The 21,687-nt window shown below is 64.5% G+C and carries 17 protein-coding genes and 2 pseudogenes; 8 read left to right on the forward strand and 11 right to left on the reverse strand.

Annotated elements, in window-relative coordinates:
* The first annotated feature begins 32 nt into the window (after nt 1-32).
* Both SKC42_RS00290 and SKC42_RS00295 read left to right on the forward strand, forming a co-directional pair.
* Nucleotides 33-1,064 carry a hypothetical protein gene (locus SKC42_RS00290; protein WP_330962352.1) on the forward strand — a complete coding sequence of 344 codons (1,032 nt, stop codon included), beginning with the start codon at nt 33-35 and terminating at the stop codon, nt 1,062-1,064.
* Between the two features lie 7 nt (nt 1,065-1,071).
* Nucleotides 1,072-2,517, forward strand: coding sequence for a class I adenylate-forming enzyme family protein (locus SKC42_RS00295; protein ID WP_330962353.1), 1,446 nt, complete (start codon nt 1,072-1,074; stop codon nt 2,515-2,517).
* Here the strand turns inward: SKC42_RS00295 and SKC42_RS27630 are convergent.
* Entirely contained in the window at nt 2,485-3,363 is an 879-nt protein-coding gene (locus tag SKC42_RS27630; RefSeq protein ID WP_442931914.1) for a LysR family transcriptional regulator, read from the reverse strand. The two genes, SKC42_RS00295 and SKC42_RS27630, sit on opposite strands and share 33 nt — an antisense overlap.
* A 69-nt stretch (nt 3,364-3,432) precedes the next feature.
* Here SKC42_RS27630 and SKC42_RS00305 point away from each other — a divergent pair, with 69 nt between their 5' ends.
* The gene (locus SKC42_RS00305; RefSeq protein ID WP_330962355.1) at nt 3,433-4,494 is read left to right on the forward strand and encodes a hypothetical protein; all 1,062 of its coding nucleotides are present in this window, start codon (nt 3,433-3,435) and stop codon (nt 4,492-4,494) included.
* Nucleotides 4,495-4,597: 103 nt separating this feature from the next.
* Here SKC42_RS00305 and SKC42_RS00310 read toward each other — a convergent pair whose 3' ends face one another.
* On the reverse strand, nt 4,598-5,770 hold the full coding sequence (locus SKC42_RS00310) for a thiolase family protein (protein ID WP_330962356.1): 1,173 nt from the start codon (nt 5,768-5,770) through the stop codon (nt 4,598-4,600).
* A gap of 145 nt (nt 5,771-5,915) precedes the next feature.
* Between SKC42_RS00310 and SKC42_RS00315 the strand changes: the two genes are divergently transcribed.
* The 4 genes from SKC42_RS00315 to SKC42_RS00330 are packed head-to-tail and all read left to right on the forward strand — an operon-like array spanning nt 5,916 to nt 10,619.
* Nucleotides 5,916-7,082: an acyl-CoA dehydrogenase family protein gene (locus SKC42_RS00315; RefSeq protein ID WP_330962357.1), complete on the forward strand. Its 1,167-nt coding sequence runs from the start codon at nt 5,916-5,918 to the stop codon at nt 7,080-7,082.
* Complete coding sequence (locus SKC42_RS00320; RefSeq protein ID WP_330962358.1) at nt 7,079-8,170, forward strand: acyl-CoA dehydrogenase family protein; 1,092 nt, start codon at nt 7,079-7,081, stop codon at nt 8,168-8,170. The genes SKC42_RS00315 and SKC42_RS00320 overlap by 4 nt, the downstream gene beginning before the upstream one ends.
* Before the next feature lie 29 nt (nt 8,171-8,199).
* Nucleotides 8,200-9,348 (forward strand): acyl-CoA dehydrogenase family protein, encoded by a 1,149-nt coding sequence (locus SKC42_RS00325; RefSeq protein ID WP_330962359.1) that lies wholly within the window; start codon nt 8,200-8,202, stop codon nt 9,346-9,348.
* Nucleotides 9,345-10,619 carry an acetyl-CoA C-acetyltransferase gene (locus SKC42_RS00330; protein WP_330962629.1) on the forward strand — a complete coding sequence of 425 codons (1,275 nt, stop codon included), beginning with the start codon at nt 9,345-9,347 and terminating at the stop codon, nt 10,617-10,619. The genes SKC42_RS00325 and SKC42_RS00330 overlap by 4 nt, the downstream gene beginning before the upstream one ends.
* 8 nt (nt 10,620-10,627) lie before the next feature.
* On the opposite strand, the pseudogene SKC42_RS00335 reads toward SKC42_RS00330, so the two are convergent.
* From SKC42_RS00335 to SKC42_RS00375, 9 genes and pseudogenes are all read right to left on the reverse strand, one after another.
* Nucleotides 10,628-11,744, reverse strand: a pseudogene (locus SKC42_RS00335) (CaiB/BaiF CoA transferase family protein).
* A gap of 63 nt (nt 11,745-11,807) precedes the next feature.
* A pseudogene (locus SKC42_RS00340) lies at nt 11,808-12,909 on the reverse strand (CaiB/BaiF CoA transferase family protein).
* 60 nt (nt 12,910-12,969) lie between these two features.
* A complete protein-coding gene (locus SKC42_RS00345) occupies nt 12,970-13,704 on the reverse strand; it encodes an alpha/beta fold hydrolase (RefSeq protein WP_330962360.1) in 735 nt (244 codons plus the stop codon).
* Nucleotides 13,701-14,960: a CaiB/BaiF CoA transferase family protein gene (locus tag SKC42_RS00350; RefSeq protein ID WP_330962361.1), complete on the reverse strand. Its 1,260-nt coding sequence runs from the start codon at nt 14,958-14,960 to the stop codon at nt 13,701-13,703. The genes SKC42_RS00345 and SKC42_RS00350 overlap by 4 nt, the downstream gene beginning before the upstream one ends.
* 7 nt (nt 14,961-14,967) lie before the next feature.
* Nucleotides 14,968-16,071 (reverse strand): Rieske 2Fe-2S domain-containing protein, encoded by a 1,104-nt coding sequence (locus SKC42_RS00355; RefSeq protein WP_330962362.1) that lies wholly within the window; start codon nt 16,069-16,071, stop codon nt 14,968-14,970.
* Complete coding sequence (locus SKC42_RS00360; RefSeq protein ID WP_330962630.1) at nt 16,072-16,737, reverse strand: FadR/GntR family transcriptional regulator; 666 nt, start codon at nt 16,735-16,737, stop codon at nt 16,072-16,074.
* Nucleotides 16,738-16,934: 197 nt separating this feature from the next.
* Entirely contained in the window at nt 16,935-17,774 is an 840-nt protein-coding gene (locus SKC42_RS00365; RefSeq protein WP_330962363.1) for a mycofactocin-coupled SDR family oxidoreductase, read from the reverse strand.
* Entirely contained in the window at nt 17,680-19,266 is a 1,587-nt protein-coding gene (locus SKC42_RS00370; RefSeq protein ID WP_442931916.1) for an aldehyde dehydrogenase family protein, read from the reverse strand. The genes SKC42_RS00365 and SKC42_RS00370 overlap by 95 nt, the downstream gene beginning before the upstream one ends.
* Nucleotides 19,263-21,140 (reverse strand): AMP-binding protein, encoded by a 1,878-nt coding sequence (locus SKC42_RS00375; RefSeq protein ID WP_330962364.1) that lies wholly within the window; start codon nt 21,138-21,140, stop codon nt 19,263-19,265. Before SKC42_RS00375 ends, SKC42_RS00370 begins: the two co-directional genes overlap by 4 nt.
* Between SKC42_RS00375 and SKC42_RS00380 the strand changes: the two genes are divergently transcribed.
* Nucleotides 21,123-21,686, forward strand: a complete 564-nt coding sequence (locus SKC42_RS00380; RefSeq protein ID WP_330962365.1) for a TetR/AcrR family transcriptional regulator — start codon at nt 21,123-21,125, stop codon at nt 21,684-21,686. The genes SKC42_RS00375 and SKC42_RS00380 overlap by 18 nt on opposite strands.
* The last annotated feature ends 1 nt before the right edge of the window (nt 21,687 follow it).

The raw sequence follows: 21,687 nt of genomic DNA on the forward strand, positions 1-21,687 counted from the left end.
ACCACACCGCCGCACACCAGAGAGGTTGAGCCATGACAAGCACCCTGACGACCACTGATCGGACGGGCACATTCCACTCCGCCGCGCTCGCCGCCGGACGCACATTCGACCCGGCCGACTTCGTCACCGACGAATCCATCCTCGGCCTCACGCGCGAAGCCGGATACGTGTGGGGCACCCTGCGCGACGAGGACGGCACCCTGTACAGCACGATGCGCCGGATCGCGCCGCCCGCGGTGGGAGCGGAGAACGACGGCCGGTCGTCGCTGGCCGGAAAGTTGATCGTGGTGAGCTCCGGCACCGACCGGGGTCCCGGCCTGCAGTTGCGCAAGGAACCGCGCTACGCCGTCGACAGCGCCGCGATCGGCATCGAGCTGACCGACTCGAACACCGCAACGCTTTCGTCGGCAGCCGACGCGCCGGGGAACCCCATGCGGCTCGTCCTCAACCCCGACCACTTCAAGTACGTCGAGCAGGATGTCATGGACTTCTCGGGTCGCATGGTGGTCCGCCCGTTGCAGTGGTACCTGCCCGGCCGGGACGCGTCCCTCTTGTACATCACGCAGACCTGGCTGGTCGATGGGGTTCTCCTCGGCAAGCCGGCCCGCGGCTTCCTGTTCTGGGAGGAAGCCTGGATGTACCCCGGCGGACAGCTGTACCGGCAGAAGGATCCGCTGCACGATGCCGAATACATGACCTGGTACTCGTGGGCAAACCAGTGGGACGACGGGAGCTGCGAGGTGGGCCACTTCCTGTTCGGGCAGCGCGACTTCCACGTAGCGGTCACCGCGCACAGCGATGGCACGGTCACGTCGGCCAACACGATGGACATCGAGATCACCCGGACCGAAGACGGCTACTGGCACGACGGGATCGCCTACGACATCGACGGCGTGCAATGGGTGTGCGAACCCGATCCCCAAGGCCACATGCGGGGCCTGGGCCCGATGCCCAACCCGCAGCAGGAGGGGTCCGTGCATCGCGTCGACGACATCCGCCAGCCACTGATCCACATGGCGTGGGGTGAGACGGTGCCCGCCGCGGGAAACCACCGCCGCCGCTAGCGTGGGCGTGAACCGTCCCGAGGGAGGCTATGCCGGTTATCTGGCGCGCGCCGCCGAGCATTGGCCGTCGCGTGCTGCGCTGCGCTTCGAGGGATCCACGTGGACGTATGGCGAGCTCGACAGGGCCGTGAACCGCGTTGCCGATTGCCTTGCAGCCAAGGGTATTTCGGAACGAGACCGGGTCGCACTCCTGATCGAGAACCGCCCCGAGTATTTGATTGCGCAGTTCGCGATCGCCCGCCTGGGTGCCGCATTCGTCACGCCGAACCCGCACTGGACGGAGCCCGAACTGACCCGCGCGCTCGCCGCGGCGGCGGTAACTGCCGCCGTGCACGGCGAGCGCTTCGACGGATTGGCCGACGCGCTGTCGACCGGCATCCGAGCCGATTCCCTGTTCACCGCTGCATCGCAGCGCGCACCCGACCCCGCCGCCGCGCCGGACACGCTGCGCTATATCCCGTTCTCGTCAGGAACGACCGGGTTGCCAAAGGGTGTGCTGCACACTGACGCGAGCCTGTGCGGCGGCGTCGAGCAACTTCGGGCTCATCTGTCGTTGTCCGCTGACGACCGGGTGCCAATCGGCCTCCCGCTGTGCCACATCTTCGGCGCCACGATGTGTGCGGCCGCATTCGCCGTCGGTGCCGAACTGACCCTGTTCACGCGTTTCGACCTCGACACGATGCTGCGGCACATCGCGGCTGGAAACGCCACGGTGCTGCCGATCGCGGGCACCGTCGCGCACCAATTGGCCGAGCGCAAGGACCTTCGACCGCAGGACTTCGCCGCGGTCCGCTACTTCATGTGGGGTGGCAGCGGCGTACCCGCCGCGCTCGCCGATCGGATCACCACGCGCACGGGAATCCGCTTCCTGTGCTCGTACGGGATGACAGAGGCGATGATGGTTGCCTTCAATCCCGTTCATAACCAGCAGGATTGGCGCCTCGATTCGCCCGGCTACCCCACCATGGGAACCGAGATCCGGTTGACTCCGGCAGGCGAACTGGAGGTTCGCGGCCCTAGCGTCGCCGCGGGATACGCGGGGAGGGAAGCGCCGGAGTTCGGGCCCGACGGCTGGTTTCGCACAGGCGACGTGGCCACCGTGGATGACAACGGCAGACTCCACATCGTCGACCGCGCGAAGGACATGGTCAAGGTGTCGGGCTTCCAGGTCGCGCCCGCCGAAGTCGAAGCGGCGCTACTCGAGCACCCCGCCGTCGATGACGCGGGCGTGACCGGGCGACCGGACGACCGGACGGGCGAAGCCGTCGTCGCCTTCATCGTCACATCAACCGCGGTAACGCGCGACGCGTTGACCGACTGGCTCCGCGGCCGACTCGCGTCCTACAAACGTCCCCGAGAGTTCCACTTCGTCACCGAGCTGCCCCGGACGGCCAGTGGCAAACTGCGCCGCGGCGAGCTGCTAGCACCCGACGTGGGCTGCCAATTTGAGTAATGACTCGAGTACAAAGTCAGGCGTGTGTGGACCGCAGGTGAAGCCCAACCATGCCGGCTCAGCGTCCAGTGCCGGCCAGGACAGATCGCTGCGCAGCCACATCAGCGGTGTCAGCGCGGGCATCGTGGCAAATCCTCGGCCTTCGGCGATCGCGGTCAACATTCCCGACACCGAGTTGGCCCGTCGCCAATAGCGCCGGGGTTTTCCATTGCTCTGTGGATCCAGACCCCACAGTCGAGCCGCAGAGGTTGACAGTGTTGTTCCGACCACCGCTCGGTCCCCATCGAGATCAGCCGCCTTGATGACGCGCTGTCCGGATAGCCGATGCGTCTTCGGGAGCACCGCAACGCGATCCAGCGGCACGATTGGGATTTCCCGGAGTCCCGCGGTCGGCCCGGGTATGAGCGAAACTACCGTGTCAAGGTTTCCCACCGCCAAGGATGCGCCCGCGAAGCAATCTCGCCAGCTGATTCGTTGCAGGACAATATCCGTCGCCTCGAGGGCCCGATCCGTCTGATCGAGCAATCTGTGCAATTCCAGCACGGGAGGTAGCGGGGGGAGACCGACGGTGACGCCGCCGTCTCGCGCGGAATGTCGGGCCATCAACACACCGCGCCCAAGATGGGCGAAGGCGATCCTGGCCTCACCGAGCAGAGCCACGCCCGCGCTCGTGGGGCTTGACGCTCTGCCCGTTGTGTTTGTCATCAGTTGCACCCCGACAGAACGTTCTAATCGGGTCATCGCTCTCGACACCGCGGCCGGAGTGAGATTTAGATGTCGCGCAGCGGCACGCACCCCGCCGGCATCAGCCACAGCACTGAACACCTGCAAATCGCCTAAGTCCACAACGGATAGTGTTTCACTTTGCGCAACGCCGATTGCGTTCGGCGATCACTCCTTGCCATCGTCGCCGTTATGACAACGACGTTTACCTCGACTCTCGGCAGTTTCGAATGGCAAGCCCTCTGTGGTGGTTTCACTCCGGAGCTTGGTGATATCGCTGCCGAGCGGGGGTTCTTCGGCCTCAAGCCAGAAGGCATCTATGTCTACGGGACGTTCCGTACGCCCGGCGGGGACATCCACACGCCGGCGCGCAGGCTGCCCTTCGGGTCAGACAAGGTTGACGCAGGCGCAACTGGCGATCAGCGGTTGTCGATGGGAAGACGCCTGGCGGTACAAACCACGAAGGACAGCCCGGACGGACAGCAACACTTCGACGTCGCCACGATGCGCGCCTCAGCGAGCGGCGCGGGTCTTCGAGTCGACAGAACGTCGGATGCGGTCGTGTACCGGGCCGCCGGGGACCGAGACATGCTCGTCGAGGTTTCCCCCTCGTCGCTGCACTGGCGTGAAGTCGGTGTTCTCGACTTGCAAGGTGAGTTGGTCGGGTCGGGGCTGCACTGGTATTTGCCCGGACGAGACATCGGTACCTACTACACGTCGCAGATCTACGAGGTATCGGGGACAATCTACGGCGAACTGGTCACGGGGTTCGTACCTTTCGATCCTGTCTACATGGCGGAGGGCGCGGCGCTCTACGCGGAGAAAGATGTCCTGCAGGGCGAGCAGCTATGCCTCTCCTGGTACACCTGGGGCACTCGGTGGGACGACGGCACCGTGGAGGTCGGGCACACGCTGACTGGACACGACATGTTCGGATTATGTGTCGCCACTGACGCTGAGGGGTTGACTGTCCAGACGAGCAAAGTGGACGCCGAGTTCGAGTGGGCCGCAGATCAATATCATGTGGCGCGGGTCGCTTTCGACGTGGACGGCGAACCGTGGGAATTCATCGCCGATCCGCACGGTTTCCAACCGGACATGGGGGCGATTCCGAATCCGCAGCAAGAAGGACTCATGCGCCGTGTGGGCGATACCCGGACGCCGGTGCATTGGACGTCCTGGGGTGAATCAAACATCGCTTATCATCCGCCCCGACGTCGCCGTTTCACGACCGCACGGTCAGGACGGCGGTAGCGTCCGGGGCAGTGGCGGACTTCGCACTAGCGTGGTTTACGCGTAGCGATGCACGAGTCATGTTGGACGACATGGGTATTGACTGGTGATACTGGCGACTTGATCAGCCTAGCAGTTCGTAGATGGTGGCGTTCGCCGTTCCGCCGCCTTCGCACATCGTCTGTAGGCCGTAGCGGCCACCCGTGCGACGCATGTGGTGGATCAAGGTGGTGGCCAGCCGCGCGCCCGAACAGCCCAGCGGGTGGCCCAACGCGATCGCGCCACCGACGGGGTTGAGCTTGTCGCGGGACACCCCGGTGTCCGCCTGCCAGGCCAGGGGCACGGAGGCGAACGCCTCGTTCACCTCGAAGAAGGCGATGTCGTCGAGTGCCAGGCCGGATCGCTTCAACGCGAGCCGCGTCGCCGGGATGGGCCCGGTCAGCATCTTCACCGGGTCGTCGCCGGTACAGACCGCGGTGTGCACGCGCGCGATCGGCGTAAGGCCGAGTTCGGCAGCCCGTTCCGACGTGGTGATGAGCACGGCGGCGGCCCCGTCGGAGATCTGCGACGCGTTGCCCGCCGTGACCTTGCCGCCGTCGAGGAAGGGCGCCTTCAAGGCCGCCAGCTTCTCCACCGTCGACCCGCGGCGGACACCCTCATCGGCCGTCACATCGCCGGCCTCGGTGCGCACGGGGACGATCTCGTCGACGAAGAGCCCATCGTCCTGCGCCGCCGCCGCACGCTCGTGCGATTCGATGGAGTATTCGTCGAGTTGGGTGCGGGAAAGCCCGTACTGTTCCGCAATGAGTTCGGCGCCCGCCCCCTGGTTGAACCTTCCGTTGAAACCTGGCGCCGTCAGCTCGGACGCGTACCGGTCGACGGCGGGTCCGCCCATATCTCCGGTACCGGGGACGGTGGCGGCGCCCATCGGCACACTTGACATCATCTCCACGCCTCCGGCGATGACGATGTCGGCCTGCCCGGACACCACGGTCGCCGCCGCCGTAGAAATGGCCTGCTGAGACGAGCCGCACTGCCGGTCGACCGTGAAGCCGGGCACCGATTCCGGCCATCCGGCGGCGAGGACCGCCATGCGACCGATGTTGCCGGATTGCTGGCCGATGCTGATCACGTTGCCCCAGTGCACATCCTCGACGAGCGCGGCATCCAGCCCGGCGCGCGCGATCAGTTGGTTGAGCACCGTGGCCGAGAGCTCGACGGCGTGTACGCCCGCCAGGCCGCCGTTGCGCTTGCCTATCGGTGTCCGCACCGCAGCGGTGATGACCGCATCTCTCATCGCGGATGCTCCTCTCGCCTGGCTCAAATCAGTTCAATTTATTAGATACTTTGTACACCACCTTGGGAGCCACACACAGGGTGGGTTATCTTCTTAATAAGCAAACGGTTTAGCTGCCGCTTCACGACTGGTTTGGATGTACCGGATGACGATTGCCTTGGTGCCGCCTTTCCGCGCGCTGCCACCCCAAACGGGCGGCTTGCGCGCGGAGGTACGGCGGTACATCCGCGACGACCGTGCCCAACACGGCTGGTCGCCCCGAGTCGATTCGTGGATCGCCTCGTGGGATCCTGCGTTCAGCCGGCGCCTCGGTGCCAAAGGCTGGTTGGGCATGACGTTTCCGCGCGAGTACGGGGGCGGCGGATTCAGTCACGTCGAGCGCTTCGTCGTGATCGAGGAGCTCCTGGCCGCCGGCGCGCCGGTGGCCGCGCACTGGGTCGCCGACCGCCAAGCGGGTCCATCGCTGCTGAAGTACGGCAATGAGCAGCAGCGGCAGCGCTACCTGCCGGCCATCGCACGCGGCGAATGCTATTTCGCGATCGGCATGAGCGAACCGGAGTCCGGATCCGACCTGGCCAGTGTGAAGACCCGCGGCGTTCGCCTCGATGGCGGGTGGGAGCTGACCGGGACCAAGGTATGGACTTCGGGCGCACACCACGCCCACGCGTTCGTCGTGCTGGCCCGCACATCCGAACTCGACGTCGCGAAGCGTCATGAGGGGCTCAGTCAGTTCCTGGTCCCGCTGGACTCCCCCGGCCTCGACATCCGGCCGATCAGGCTGCTCACGGGTGCCCATCACTTCAACGAGGTGGCACTGTCGAAAGTGTTCGTGCCCGATGACATGGTGCTCGGCGACATCGGCGATGGCTGGGCGCAGGTCACCTCCGAGTTGGGATTCGAACGCAGCGGCCCGGAGCGCATCCTGTCCACGCAACCGCTGCTCGACGAACTGGTTCGCACTTTCAAGGCCGCCACCAGTCGCGAGTGTCCTTGGGCCGCTGCCGATCTCGGTGGTCTCGTGTCCCAGCTTGCGGCCCTGCGGCAGATGTCCGCCTCGGTGGCGGCCGCGTTGAGCCGCGACGAACCGGTCGGGATCGCCGCCGCCGTCATCAAGGATCTCGGCACGCGCTACGAGGGCACTGTCGTGGATACGGCCAGCGCGTCAACGATCTCGCGCCCAGGCGTGGATGCGGACGACGACATGGCCAGGCTGCTGGCCGAGGGCATCCTGCATGCTCCCGGCTTCACGCTTCGGGGAGGAACCAACGAGATCCTCAGCGGCGTCGTCGCACGCGGTTTGGGGCTGCGATGACGACGGCGACCGACGACGCCGACCTGCTCGCGGTTCGCCAGCTGGCCGATGACATCCTCGGGTCGAGCACCGAACCCATGCTCGACGTGCAGCGCGTCGGGCTCGAGTACAACCCCGAGCTATGGGACACGTTGACCGAGTCCGGGCTGACCCTGTTGACCACGCCCGAAGCGCGCGGCGGCACCGGGGCGAGTCTGCGGGAACTCGCGGTGGTGCTGGAGGCCTGTGGTTACCACGCCGCCCCGGTCCCGCTTGCCGAGCACGACCTGCTGGCGTCGTGGCTGCTGAGCATCGCTGACCTGCCCGCCGACTCCGGCGCTATGACGGCCGCGGTGACCGATCAGCTGCTGTGCAAGCGCAGGCTGACGGCCGTCCTCGACGGCGTGCCCTGGGCCGGTGCCGCACAGACGCTCGTCGTCGCCGGCGACGGGTTCATCTCCAAAATCCCACTGGCAGCGGTTCGCATCGACCCGGTCCTCGACATCGCCGGCCAGCCGGGCGGTCGCGTGCACATCGATATTCAGCTCGAGCCGCAGTGGTGCACCGAGGTCGCGATGTCGCCGGCGGCAGAGTTCCGGCTGCGCGGCGCGCTCGCTCGGTCCCTGCAGACGTGCGGTGCGCTCTCCCGCGCCCTCGCGTTGACGTGTGAGCACGCCCAGCAGCGGGAGCAGTTCGGCCGGCCCATCTCGAAATTCCAGGCGGTGCAGGCCCTGATCGCCAGCGCCGCGAGTTCGATCGCACTGGCCAAGACGGCTGCGGAGTTCGCCGTCGAAGCCGTCACCGACCACGGGTTCGATTCCCCGCACGGCGTTTTCGCCGTCTCGGTCGCGAAGATCGAAGCCTCCCGGGCCGCCACGCTGGTGGCGCGTAACGCGCATCAGGTACACGGTGCGATCGGGTTCACCCTCGACCACCGGCTGCGCCACTTCACTTCTCGTGCGCTGGCGTGGCGGGCGGAGTTCGGCGTGCAGCGGGAATGGCAGCACCGTTTGGGCCAACTGGTGCTCGACTCACCCGGCGGGGTGTGGGAACTGGTCACCGCGCTGAGCAGCGGCGTCTCCGAGCCCGATCGCGATCACCAAACCTAGTCAGCTTGCCATCTCGAACCGGAGGAATCGTGCGTAGAGACATCTTCGAACCCGAACACGACGAGTTTCGAGCGACCGCAAGGGCGTTCTTCGAAACCAGCTGCGTGCCCCACGTCGAGGAGTGGGAGCAGCGCGGCTATACCGATCGAGAGCCGTGGCTGGAAGCCGGGAAGCTCGGGCTGATCGGTTGGGAGGTGCCCGAGGAGTACGGCGGCATGGGCATCAAGGACTTTCGCTACAACGCGATCGTCAACGAGGAGTTCTGGCTCACGGGAAGCGTCGGGCTGGGGTTGGGTGTGCAGAACGACATCCTCGCAGGCTATTTCACCGAGTTGACCACCGACGAGCAGAAGAAGCGCTGGCTGCCCGGCTACGTCTCGGGTGAGCTGATCACCGCGATCGCGATGTCGGAACCCGGCGCCGGCTCCGACCTCGCCAACATCAAGACATCGGCGCGCCGCGACGGCAGCGACTTCATCGTCAACGGCGCAAAGACCTTCATCTCCAACGGACTCCTCGCCGATCTTGTCGTCGTCGCCTGTCGCACCAACCCGGACGCCGACAAGCCGCACAAGGGGTTGAGCCTCATTGTCGTCGAGGACGGCATGCCCGGATTCGAACGGGGCCGCAAGCTCGACAAGATCGGCCAGAAGTCCGCCGACACAGCCGAACTCAACTTCACCGACGTTCGGGTCCCCGCCCAGAACCTGCTCGGCGAGGAGGGCCGGGGCTTCTACCATCTGATGCGCAACCTGCCCGCCGAGCGCCTGGGCATCGGGATTCACGCGGCGGCGGCGGCTCGACGCGCCCTGGACCTCTCCGTTCAATACGCGCGCGACCGCAAGGCCTTCGGTCAGCCGATCGGCACCTTCCAGGTGAACCGGCACGCCATCGCCCAGATGCGGACCGAGTTGGACGTCATGCAGACCTATATCGACAAATGCATCATGGCGGTTAACAGCGGCGACCTCAGCGCCGACGAGGCGGCCGGAGCGAAGTGGTTCGCGACCGAGACGCAGTGGAAGATCATCGACCGGTGCCTGCAGCTGCACGGCGGCTACGGCTACATCAACGAGTACGAGATCGCCCGACTGTGGCGCGATTCTCGCGTTCAGCGCATCTATGGCGGCACCAACGAGATCATGCTCGACATCATCGGCAAGGGGCTGGGCTTCTGAGCGGCCCGCGCGACGCGGTCATCGTCGCGACCGCTCGTACTCCGATCGGCCGGGCCTTCAAGGGCTCACTCGTCGACGAACGCGCCGATGAACTGTGCGTCGCCGCCATTCGTGCCGCAATGGCTTATATCCCACAGCTTTCGCCGCACTCCATCAACGATCTGATCCTGGGCTGCGGCGCACCCGGCGGGGAACAGGGCTTCAACCTCGCGCGCGTCGTGGCCGTACTGCTGGGCTGGGACAGCGTCCCAGCCACCACCGTGACCCGGTACTGCGCGTCGAGCCTGCAGGGAATCCGGATGGCGATGCACGCAATCCGAGCCGGTGAGGGCGACGCGTTCGTCGTCGCCGGAGTCGAGACGGTGAGCCGGTCCCGCCGCGGCACCAGCGACAGTCCCCCGGTGGCCGCGGACGCCGACCCGCGTGACCGGTCCGCAAATCCCTGGGTGAGCCCGCGATTCGCCGCAGCTCAGCAGCGCACCCGGCAGCGAGCCTCGGAATCGGCCGCCCCGGTGTGGATCGACCCGCGGGACCAAGGCGACTTGCCTGACGTGTACATCGCCATGGGTCAGACCGCCGAGAACGTGGCGCAGATCGACGGTGTAGGGCGCCTCGACCAAGACGACTACGCGGTGCTCTCTCAACAGCGCGCGGAAAGCGCTATCGCGAAGGGATTTTGGGCCAGGGAGATCACACCCTATGAACGAGCCGACGGCACGGTAGTCGATGCGGACGATTGCCCGCGACCCGACACGACGCTCGAGGGGCTGGCACGGCTCTCCCCGGTGTTCCGGCCGGACGGCACCGTCACCGCCGGGAACGCCTGTCCGCTCAATGATGGTGCGGCGGCGGTGGTGGTGATGAGCGCCGAGCGCGCAGGCCAGCTGGGGATCACGCCGCTCGCCCGAATCGTGTCAACGGGTGTCACAGCGCTGTCCCCGGAGGTGATGGGGCTCGGTCCGGTCGAATCGACTATGCAAGCGTTGATTCACGCCGGGATGAGCGTCGCCGACGTCGACCAGTTCGAGATCAATGAAGCCTTCGCAGCGCAGGTCGTCGCGAGCCAGCGTCGACTCGGTATCGACGTCGACATATTGAACGTCAACGGTGGTGCTATCGCTGTGGGTCACCCGTTCGGCATGACGGGCGCCAGAATCGCTACCACGCTAATCAACTCACTTCGGTGGCACGACGCGCAGATCGGTGTCGAAACCATGTGCGTTGGTGGCGGCCAGGGGATGGCGATGGTGCTCGAGCGTCTGGCCGAATAGACGCAAAATCAGTTCCCCAAACTCGCGTTGGGCACGTCCCAACTCATAAGCAGCTCCTCCACCGCGTGGACATCGATGACGGGAGGCTGCGGTGTGGGCAGCGGTGTGCGGTCGAACCGAGGCGCCGGTGACGGCTGCTTGAGACCTGCAACCTCGACGAACGAGCCGCGCGCCGAATTGTGCGGATGTTCGTGCGCCTCCCACGGACTGAGCACCGGCGTCACACACGCGTCGGAGTCGGCGAAGATCTGTGCCCACTCGTCACGGCTGCGTTGAAGTAGCTTCTCTGCGATCAGACGTCGCATCTGCGGCCAGCCCGATCGATCCATCTGGTGCGGCAGCCGATCGGGATCGATGCCCAATTTGTCCAGAAGCTCGCGGTAGAACTGCGGTTCGAAGCAGCACGACTGCGACGTAGCGGCCGTCCGCGCACACGTAGGAGTCGTAGAACGGAGCGGCGTCGTCGACCATGTTGTGCCCGCGGGGTTCGTTCCACATTCCGGCTGCATGCATTCCGTGCATGAATGCGGTGTACAGGGCGGCGCCGTCCACCATTGCTGCGTCGACCACTTGACCTCGGCCTGAAGTCTGTCGCTCATGAAGCGCCGCCAAGATGCCCAGTGCCAGTAGCATTCCACCGCGGGCGAAGTCGCCTAAGAGATTGGCCGGCGCCACAGGTGGTTCGTCGGGTCGGCCGATCAGGTCCAACGCGCCTGCCACAGCGATGTAGTTGATGTCGTGTCCGGCCGTGTGGGCCAGCGGACCCTGCTGCCCCCAGCCTGTCATCCGGCCGTAGATGACGCGGGCGTTCCGAGCATGAACATCAGCCGGCCCAATGCCCAGCTTCTCAGCGACACCCGGGCGGAACCCCTCGACGAACACGTCGGCATGCTCGGCGATCGCAAGAAGACGATCCCGGTCGGCGGCTGACTTGATATTCAATGTCAGCGCGTACTTGCCGCGGTTGAGAGGCCCTGGCGGGGGTTGGGGTCCGCTGCTCGCTGGTGTGGGCCGGTCGATCCGCAAAACTTGCGCACCGAGGTCGGCAAGGATCATGCAGCCGAAGGGGACCGGGGCCAGGTTGGTGACCTCCACCACCCGCAGGCCGGAAAGCGGTGCCATCATCGCTCACTTTCGCTGGCCGATGAATCCGCGCCCAGCCAATCACGACGCACGACATCTCGGTGCTCATTGAACTCCCGGGGGCGGCGTCATGCCCTGTCCGGCACGAGTATTCGAGGCATGCCAGCGCACGGAAGCGGTCACCAAGGGCCATTCGCCAGGGCTGCCGGTGACGATGCCGCGCTCGCCGTAGTGGGCCGTCTCCATGATCGCTGGAACGTCAAAGACGGGGCCGCCGGGCACGTCCCATTCGAGGAAGCGTTGCAACCATTCGTCCGCAGACGCTTTGGCAAACTCTGCTACCAACTCGGCGCGCAGGTCGTACTGCTCGTCGCCGAAAGCGATCGCGGTGCCGTCATGCCGCTCGATCAGGTCGGGGCGGCCCACCCCCTCGCAGAAGCGCCGCCAAAACTTTGGTTCGAGAGCCCCGAGGGCCGTCGTTTGACAGATACGTGTCGTACAAGGCCTGCGACGGCATTTCATGAAGGGAGAAGGGTCTTTTCGTTCTGGTCGTCATCGCCAACTCCGTCCGGTGGGACTCGACGAGCGCGTCCCAGCATGAAAGGTCGATCCACTCCCCCTCCCCACCGCTGCGCACCGATACCAGAGCAGCGCAGACCGCCATGGCCGCGGCCGTAGCGCCGAGTTCGTTCCCCCAACTGGTTAAGGCCCAGCCGCGATGCGGTTGTCCGTCTTGCCATTCCACGTTCAATGTGCCTCCGAGGGCGTCCATGTTGAGACCGTGTGATGGCAACTTCGCCCACGGTCCCGTTTGACCGAAGCCCGTGATCGAGCAGATGACCAACGCTGGACGCTGCTTCCGCAGCTGTGCGAAGTCCACACCCTGTTCGGCCCAGAAGCCCGCCAGCTGATTCTCGACCACCACATCGGTCACCGCGATCAGCTCCAGCAGCGCGTCTCGACCTTCGGGGGTCCGCACATCCAATCCGATCGAGCGCTTCCCCCAGTTCTGGGCCATATGCTGAGGGCTGCGTCCGCCCCCGGCGTACGGCGGGATCAAGCGAATGCGATCACCCACTGGGGGTTGTTCCACCTTCACCACGTCGGCGCCCAACGCGGCCAGTTTGCCGGACGTCAGCGCCGCAGGCACCAGGATGCCCAAGTCAAGGACCTTGACGCCGCGCAACGGTGCGTAACTGTCAGCCATCGAAACTTCCTCGCTTCATATTCGCACCAGTGCATCTCGCAGCAACAGTGGTGGAGAGGTTCACTCGACCATCGCCCCTATAACCTCGGCGAGCGCACCCGGGTGCGTTATGGGCACTTCGTGTCCAGCGTCGATGGTGACTACCTGGTCAAGACCGCCCAGGCGGGTCATGAAGGTGCGCTGCAGTCGTGGTGGCAACGCTCGGTCGTGCGTAGGCATGATCCACCCGGCTGGAATGTTGTTCAGTGACAATGCCTTCGGAGTATTAGTGATCAAAGCCGTGCTTTCGGGGCACAAGTTTCGTCGGATCTGAGCGCGTTGAGCACGCGAGGCCTTGTTGCCGAAAATGAAGCGCGTGATGAGAAATGGCACGGTGTCGATGATCGGTTTGCGCACCACCGGCCGAGCCAACAACCTGACCACTACAGGTATCGTATCGATTACCGACTTGCCTGCTGGCGGTACACAACATGCAACGAAAATCAGTCTCTTGACGCGCTTTTCACCAAGTCGGTGGACTACGCCCGGGATGATCACCCCGGCGAGCGAATGACCAATCAACACAACTGACCGGTTTGCGTCGATGCGTTCGCCGATCTGGTTCACGACGCTGGCCGTGCCCACCTCCAGGCTCAGCGACGCCAGGTCGCCATCAATGTGACGGCGTCCAGGCAGATCAACCGCGAACGCGTCTATCCCGGGTTGCTGCGCAATGAGGGCTGAGATGGTCGGCGCCCACGAACCACTGCTATGACAGCCGCCGTGGAGAAACACCAGCGCCGGTGGCTGGGTCACTGAACACCGATGACATTGGCCGAACGCAGTTGATCGACATCAGCGCCGCTGTAGCCGAGCTCGCTGAGCACTTCAGTTGTGTGCTGGCCCAACGCCGGTGCCGGCCTGCGCACTCGGAACGGCTGACCATCGACGACAGCCGCGGACCCCACATATGTGAACGGCCCGGCATCGGGATGCTCAGCCTCGACGAGGATCGACCGAGCGCGGATATGCGGATCGGCCGCCACCTCACGAAGAGTTGTCGGCGCCGGGCCGAGGGGAAAGCGGTGCCGCACAGCAAGATCGACCCACTCGCGCTGATCGCGTGCGGCGAACAGGCGCGTCAGCTCGTCGCGCAGCGTCGTTTCGTCACCTCCGAAATCAACTCCTCCCGCGGAGCTCTCCGAGGGGCCGGTCAAGTCAGGACGATCGATCGCTGTGCAGAAGTTGGTCCAGAACTTGTCCTCGATGGCCGCCAGGATCACCATCCGGTTGTCACGGGTTTCGTAGAACTGGTACTTCGCTCCTTTCCAAACCCCGCCGTCGATGGTGGGCAGCGAATCCCGCTCCGTGAGTCGGTCGTCGTTGAGCTGGTAGATCACCGCATTCAACGCTTGCGCGATGACAGCATCCGAACCGGCGACATCGATGTGGTGGCCGCGACCGGTCCTCTCGCGCGCGAACAACGCGGCGGCCACTCGCAGCGCCGCGTGCACCGCGGCGGCTGCCGTCGCTTCGCCGCCCAGCTCCGTCCCACCGAGTCCGGACGGCGGGATCGGATACATGAAGCCGTCGTCGCCGCGCGCCACCGGATTCGCGCCCGCCAGCGCCGTCATCAACATCCCGTGTGTCGGGATGGCTCCATACGGTCCCAGCACCCCGAAACCTGTGACGCTGACATAGACAAGGCTGGGGTTTCGTTGCCGCTGAGCGTCGTAGCCAATACCGAGGCGATCCATCGCGCCCGCTGCGTTGCCGTCGACGAAGACATCGGCACCCTCGATCAGCCGCCAGAAGACATCGCGGCCGGCATCCGTCCGTACGTCGACGGCGACGCTGCGCTTATTGCGGTTGACTTGAATGTGAGCCGGGCTGTTGTGCGGGGTGATCTGGCCCATGAAATCGCGCAAGTAGTCACCCCGGGCCGGGCTTTCCACTTTGATGACGTCGGCTCCGAGGTCGCCAAGCAGCATCCCGAGCGTGTCGCCGTTGAGAAGCGATGCGGACTCCACCACCCGAACCCCCGCCAGCAGAGCATCCTGATGATCGTCCATCGGCAACCTAGACGGAGGTGCTGGTCGTCGTGCGGGCCTCGTTCTCCAGCACGTCGTCACCGGCGTCGGTGCCCGCGGTCTGCAACTCCGGAGTGCTGGTGCTGCCCAGTTCACCCTCGGGGTAAAACTGCATCGCCCATCGGCGCATCATCCGGAACCCCTTGCCCTCCGCGGTCGCCAACGCAGGCGGATCGGTGTAGCGCTGGTGTTGCCAGATGTTGAGGTCCGCAAGGAACTGGTTGTTGGCCATGCGCTGACGGCGCTCCAGACTGGGCGGTTGATGCGGCCCGGTCTCACCGGGAATCTTGTCCAACCACACAGTCGATCGAATATCACACGTCTCGTCGTCAACCGGGGTGACCGTCACGATGGTGCGCATGTTGTCCGGGCCCCAGAATTTCGCGCATCCCACTCCGATGCCGGCGTTGATCGCCTGCACCCCACCCTTCACCGCGCCGTTGGGAGTCAGCACCGTCTTGTCTTTCGTTCCGCCGAAGAGCATTTCGAAGTCGGCAAACGCCATTACGCCGTCATACTCCTGGCGGGTGAACTCCGGCACGTACACCGCGCGATGGACGAATTTGAAGTGCGCGAAGTCCACTCCGTTCTCCATCACGTACTGCGGGTGCAGCTCCAGTCCCTCGCGATGCAGGCAGCCCTCGGGGTAGGCGAGATAGTAGTCGTCTGCGGTGCGCCCATCATCGTAGATTTCGAACACGTCCGGCACCTCGAAGTAGGGTCCGCGCCCCTGCAGGTCGTGCCAGATGTACACGGACTCATTGCGTTCCGTCACCGGCCAGGTTGGGATACGGCGTCCCTTGTTGGGCCGGTCCTGGTACGGGATACAGACATTGCGCCCCTGGCCGTTCCATTCCCAGCCGTGGAACGGGCACACAATGCGATCCTCGTCGACATGCCCGCCATAGCCCAGGTGGGCACCCAGATGCTCGCAGTAGGCGCTCATCACCGTCAGTGCCCCGTCGGTGGACCGCCAGGCGACCATCTCCTGGCCGAAGTACTTCATCCGATGCACGTGGCCGGGTTCGATCTCGGCAGACCAGGCGACCTGAAACCATCCGGTCGGCTTCATCGACAAAGCAGGTTTCGCCATTTACATTTCCTCTCTTTCGACCGCGGGGCCGAAATCATCCCGTTTGACCGCGGCGATGAACCGGCGCAGATGTAGCTGGGCGACGGGGGCATCGCCGGCGATGATCGCGTCGACGATCTCGACGTCGCGAGCATGCAGCCAACCGACTTCTGGTCCCGGATCTTCCGTTCCATAGGTATGCAGGGTGAGTTCGGACAGCACCCGGATGAACAACTCCAGCGTCGCGTTGCCGGATAACCGCGCAATCTCCAAGTGAATATTGGGAAAGTGCTGCCACGAGCGCGGCCCGTCGACGACTTCTTTGTCCAGCAGGTCCCTGAGCCGTTTCGCACCGGCCTGGTCGATCGAGCGCGCCAGCTTGGTGATCGCGAGTTGCTCGAGCGCCATCCATACTTCGAAGAGTTCTTCGCGGTCGACGCCGACGTGACTCAGGTACCGCCGTGCCGCATCCGTGACCAGAGACCGTTCCGGCTGGGTGACAAACAAGCCTCCCCCGGGGCCTCGACGCGCTTTCGCCACCCCGCGCGCCTCCAGGATGCGCGCCGCTTCGCGGACCGCGGCAGTTCCAACGCCGAAGGTTGCACACAGATCCGATTCGGAGCCGACGAACCGACCGGGCTCCCAGCCTTCGGCACGGATGCGCTGCTCGATTTCTTGAGCGAGCACCGAGCCCAACGTTCCACCCGGCGAGGAGCGCACAGCAATCCGTTCGTCCGTCGCCAGGTCAACGCTCATCAGACACATCCAATTCGTTAGATCAATCGATGTTTTTACAGTGTAATGGAGGTGTTGCGGGTCAGCAAGGCGAAATCCGCGCTAAATAGTCGATGTTTTTAAGTCCCGCCATGTGAACTCTTTAGCGGCTAAACCCGGTTGAGTATGCCCATGTCCACCGGCAGGACGATGCCAGTGACATACCGCGCCTCATCACTCGCCAGATAGAGGACCGCGTTGGAGATGTCGACCGGTTCGACCCAGGGCTTGCCCATCGGCATCATCATCGTGAAAACGGGTTCGGCGTCGTCGATCGTTGGTTCGTCGAGGTCCGGGCGGAACAGCTTGAACATCGCCTTGTTCTCGGTGACCAACGGCGTGTTCACGGTGCCGGGCGCGATCACGTTGACCCTGATCTGCTGAGCGGCAAGCTCGTTCGATAAAGTCTTGGCGATCGCCACGACGGCGGCCTTGGCCGAGTTGTAATGGACGAGGTTCGGCACGTACTTCAGGCCGGCGCCTGAACTCGTCAGGATGATCGAGCCTCCATTGCCGCCGGCGATGACTGCGGGGACGGTCGCCGCGACCGTGTTGAACACGCCGGTGAGATTGATGTCGACAACGGCGTTCCACTCGTCTGGTGGGATCTCCCACGTCATACCGCCCGCCGGCGAGATTCCGGCGTTCGCCGACACGATGTCCAACCTGCCGAATTCGTTGACGCCGGCGTTGACAGCGTCGATCACGGCCGCACGATCACGGACGTCGGCTTTGATTCCGATCATCCGCCGACCGGTCTTCCCGACCAGTGCGATCGTCTCGTCCATATCGTCTTGGCTGGCCAACCGATACGGGGCAAACGGCTCGTCCTCCATTGCGTCGATGCCGATTATGTCAGCGCCCTCCTCTGCCAGACGCAGCGCGTGTGAGCGTCCTTGACCGCGCGCGACGCCGGTGATGAAGGCGACCTTGCCCTGTACTCGTCCCATCTCGCTGTGGTCCTTTCGTATCACTGCGCGATCCACACGTTCTTTGACCTGGTGAACTCTTCGATTCCGCGCCGACCTCCGATGCGTCCGAACCCGCTCTGTTTGACGCCACCGAACGGAACCGAGGAGGGAATCCCGAAACCCCGTTAACCCAGACCATCCCGGTTTCCAGCGCGGCACTGACGCGATGCGCGCGCCTGAGATTCTCTGTGTGCACATAGGCGGCGAGGCCGTAATTCGTGTCGTTAGCCAGGGCCAGTGCCTGCTCTTCGGTGTCAAAGGGCATCACCGTCTGGACCGGTCCGAAGATCTCCTCGCTGGCCAGTAGTGAGGTGTTGTCCACGTCGGCGAAAACGGTGGGCGCGATGAAGAAATCGTCGGAGAGGTCGCCGTTGAGGCGCTCACCCCCAGTGACCAAGCGGCCGTAGTGGTGGGCAGTGGCTTCCTCGATCACGCCGATGATCCGGTCGCACGCGGCCTGGCTGACAACCGGACCCATCAGCGTCGTGGGACTCATCGGATCGCCAATCGAGATTGCCTGCACGGCGGTCGCCAGTTCATCGACGAACCGGTCGTAGATGCCGCTGTGCACGATGACCCCAGTGCCACAGATACAGCCTTGCCCGGCAAGATTGAGAGTGATTGCACCGGAGGCTGTTTGAACAGCGGCGGAGATGTCAGCGTCGTCGAAGACCAGCACAGCGGACTTGCCACCGAGCTCCAGCCCAAGCGGCTTGAGCGTCTCCGCGGCGGTGTGGATGATCTTGCGAGCGGTCGCACCGCTGCCGGTGAAGTGAACTTTGTCGACACCGGCATGGCGGACAAGTGCTTCACCGGCATCCGGACCGCCCGGCACGATGTTGACCACCCCCGGGGGGAGACCCGCTTCGAGAAAGAGCCGGCCCATTTCCATTGCCGAGAACGGAGCCTGCTCAGGCGGTTTGACGACCACACAGTTGCCCGCGGCGAGCGCGGGAGCGACCGTCTGGCCGATTGCTGTCACAGGGCCGTTCCACGGGATGATGATTCCGACGACACCGTAGGGCCCGTCGAGGCTGTAGTCCAGGGCCGGGATCGGCCAGGTCTCGTGCACCTGCCCGCCACCTTTGTCTGCCCATCCCGCGTTGTAGGCGAACAGGTCGACCGCCATAAAGTTCTGCGCCCGAGAGATATTGAGAGCGGTCCCATTGTCGATGGTGTTCAGGCGCGACAGCCTGTCGATGCCCGAAGCGATCAGATCGCTCATCGTCGTCAGCGCTTTGCGACGCTGGTCCGCTGTGGTGGCTCGCCAGACGGGCAGAGCTGCGCGAGCAGCGGCGACCGCTTGGTCGATCTCTGTGGTACCGGCAAGGGGAACTTGCGCGGTCGGCCGGCCCGTCGCGGCGTAGATGTGCTCGAACGTGCCACCGCTGGCGTCGGTGATCTGTCGATCACCGATCAGCAATGCGGGAGTAGGCAAGGCGTCCGTCGGCGCCGTTGCGACAGTGGTCATTTGTTCGCCTCGGCCAGCGAGTTGCGATTCTTGCCGTTCGGCTTTGTCGGCTGCCACCCACCGGCGTACACCGTCCGATCCCACGTGCTGGGCCCGACGCCCTTGTCCCGCAGCACGAACTTCTGGATCTTGTTCGTCGGTGTCATTGGCAACTCGTCGACGACCTCGACATAGCGGGGAACGAAGAAGTAGGGAGCTTTCTCGTCCATGAACTTGCAGAACTCCAATGGATCGACTTCGGCGCCCGGCTCGCGGAGCAACACGACCATCAGTTCTTCTTCATGCTCCAGTTCGGGCACTGTCACGCCCACCGCCGCGGCATTCGCAACGCCTGGGAACTGGCGGGCGATGTGCTCGACTTCGAATGTCGAGGTGTTGCGGCCTTTGTGGCGAAGGGAGTCCTTCTTGCGGTCGACGAAGAAGATTTCGCCGTCGGCGTCCCGGCGCGCCAGGTCACCGGTGTGGTGCCACATGTTGCGGAAGGCCTTCAGCGTCTCGTCGGGCTGGCCAAGGTATCCGGTGAACACCGAATAGGGCACGCGCGGGCGCACGCAGATTTCGCCGACTTCGCCAACCGCGACCTCTTCGTCGTTGTCGTCGAGCAGTCTGGTCTCGACGAGGTCGTCGTCGACCGTGTAGCCCGACGAGCCGGGCTTGAGATCGCGATCGGAACTGTAAAAGGTCGCGCCCATGACCTCGCTCTGGCCGAACCCGCTTCCGACGCGTTCGATCCCGAAACGTTCCATGAACGGCCTCAGCAGCTGGGGGATCACCGGAGTCATGATCAGGGTGCGCAGCGGGTTCTCGGCGTCGTCGGCCCTGGGGGGTTGACCGAACAGGTAGACGTGCATGGTGCCAAGGGTCATCGTGTGGTTAGCGCGGAAGTGACGGATGCGGTCCCAAAAGTCGGTCACGGAGAATCGCTTGTCGATCGCCGCGCGGCTACCGGTGATCAACGCCGGATACACGCAGATGCTCCAAGCACCGGAGTTGTACATCGGCATGCAGTAGTAAAACGTCTCTCCGTCGAAAACCCCGTTGCGATAGACGTTGTTGTGACGCTGCGACCACAGCGTCCACACGGCGTGCGGTTGCATCACACCCTTGGACCGCCCTGTCGTCCCAGAAGTCCACAGCACGGCGCTGGTTTCCCCGTGATGTAGCTTGACGTGCGACTTATGCGGCTGCATCTCGTCGAACCCGCTCAGTTCGGATACGGACGCTCCGGCGAAGTCGTCTGACCCCGCCCATTTGCTCCCGTCACCATTTACGACGATGTGTTCGAAAGGCAGTTCGCCGCAGCGTGCGACTTCGGGCAAGAGGTGCTCATCGACGATGAGGACACGGGATCCGATCGCGGTAAGCAGCTCGCGCAGCCATTCACCCCGGTACTCCGTAGAGACCGGCGACCAAATCGCGCCGAGCCTGTTGATGCCGAATGTGGTCGCGGCCAGGGTGGCGGAGTTCTCCATGAACATCGCCACGGTGTCCCCCTTACCCACACCGAGGTCGGCATAGCCGCTCGCGTGCCGGTCGGCGATGTCGTCGACGCGGCCGAAGGTCAACTCGCCGCCGTCGTCGACGAGGAATGGGCGGTCGCCGATCTCGGCGGCCTGGATACGCAGCACGTCCGCCGGAATTCGGTGGGCCACCACACCCAACGGATCAATAGTCGTCATTGACTCTCCTCGCCAACAGATACCTGGAAGCCGATGCAAATTTCGCTCAAACTTGTGGCGGCCGTCACTGTAATAGTTAAATGATTTACCGTCAAGGTAGTAGCACTCGCTTGGAAAGGAACTGCAGAGATGTCGGATGTGCGCGCGCGCAGGTCGAGCAGCGAGGTGCGGGGTCTCATGCTCGGAGCCGCTCACAAGCTGTTCCACAGCAAGGGGTTCGACGCGACGAGCACACGCGAGATCAGCGTTGAGGCGGGCGTCTCGGAGTCGATGCTTTTCCGGCATTTCGGTTCGAAGCAGGCAATCTTCGAGGAAGCAGTCCTGCAGCCGTTTGCGGACTTCGTCGAGGAATTCGTCACCGACTGGATGTCCGATCGCCGACGGGGACCCGAGCGGATCGCGCACAGCTACGTCAGCGGACTCTTCGCGCTGTGCCGCAATCACCTCGACTTGATCACCACGTTGAGTTCGACCAAGACCCGCGGCGATGACGCGCAACCCGGCGCGGACGCGCGGTTATTGATTTACGAGCAGTTGGAGATCCTCGCCGATCACGTCGGCCGCTATCACGTCGAGGCTGGCAGCCGGCCCGGCCTGGATCCGCGATTGTCCGTCCGGCTCGCCATCGCCCTGGTCGTTGGCGCTGCTCAGCTCGGTGAGGATTTTTTCGGAATCGGCGACCGCCTCACCACCGAGCTCGCGGACTTCGTCGTGCGCGGCGCTGGAACGGAGCGAGCGTGAC

The sequence above is a fragment of the Mycobacterium sp. 050134 genome (assembly GCF_036409085.1).
Classification (GTDB): Bacteria; Actinomycetota; Actinomycetes; order Mycobacteriales; family Mycobacteriaceae; genus Mycobacterium.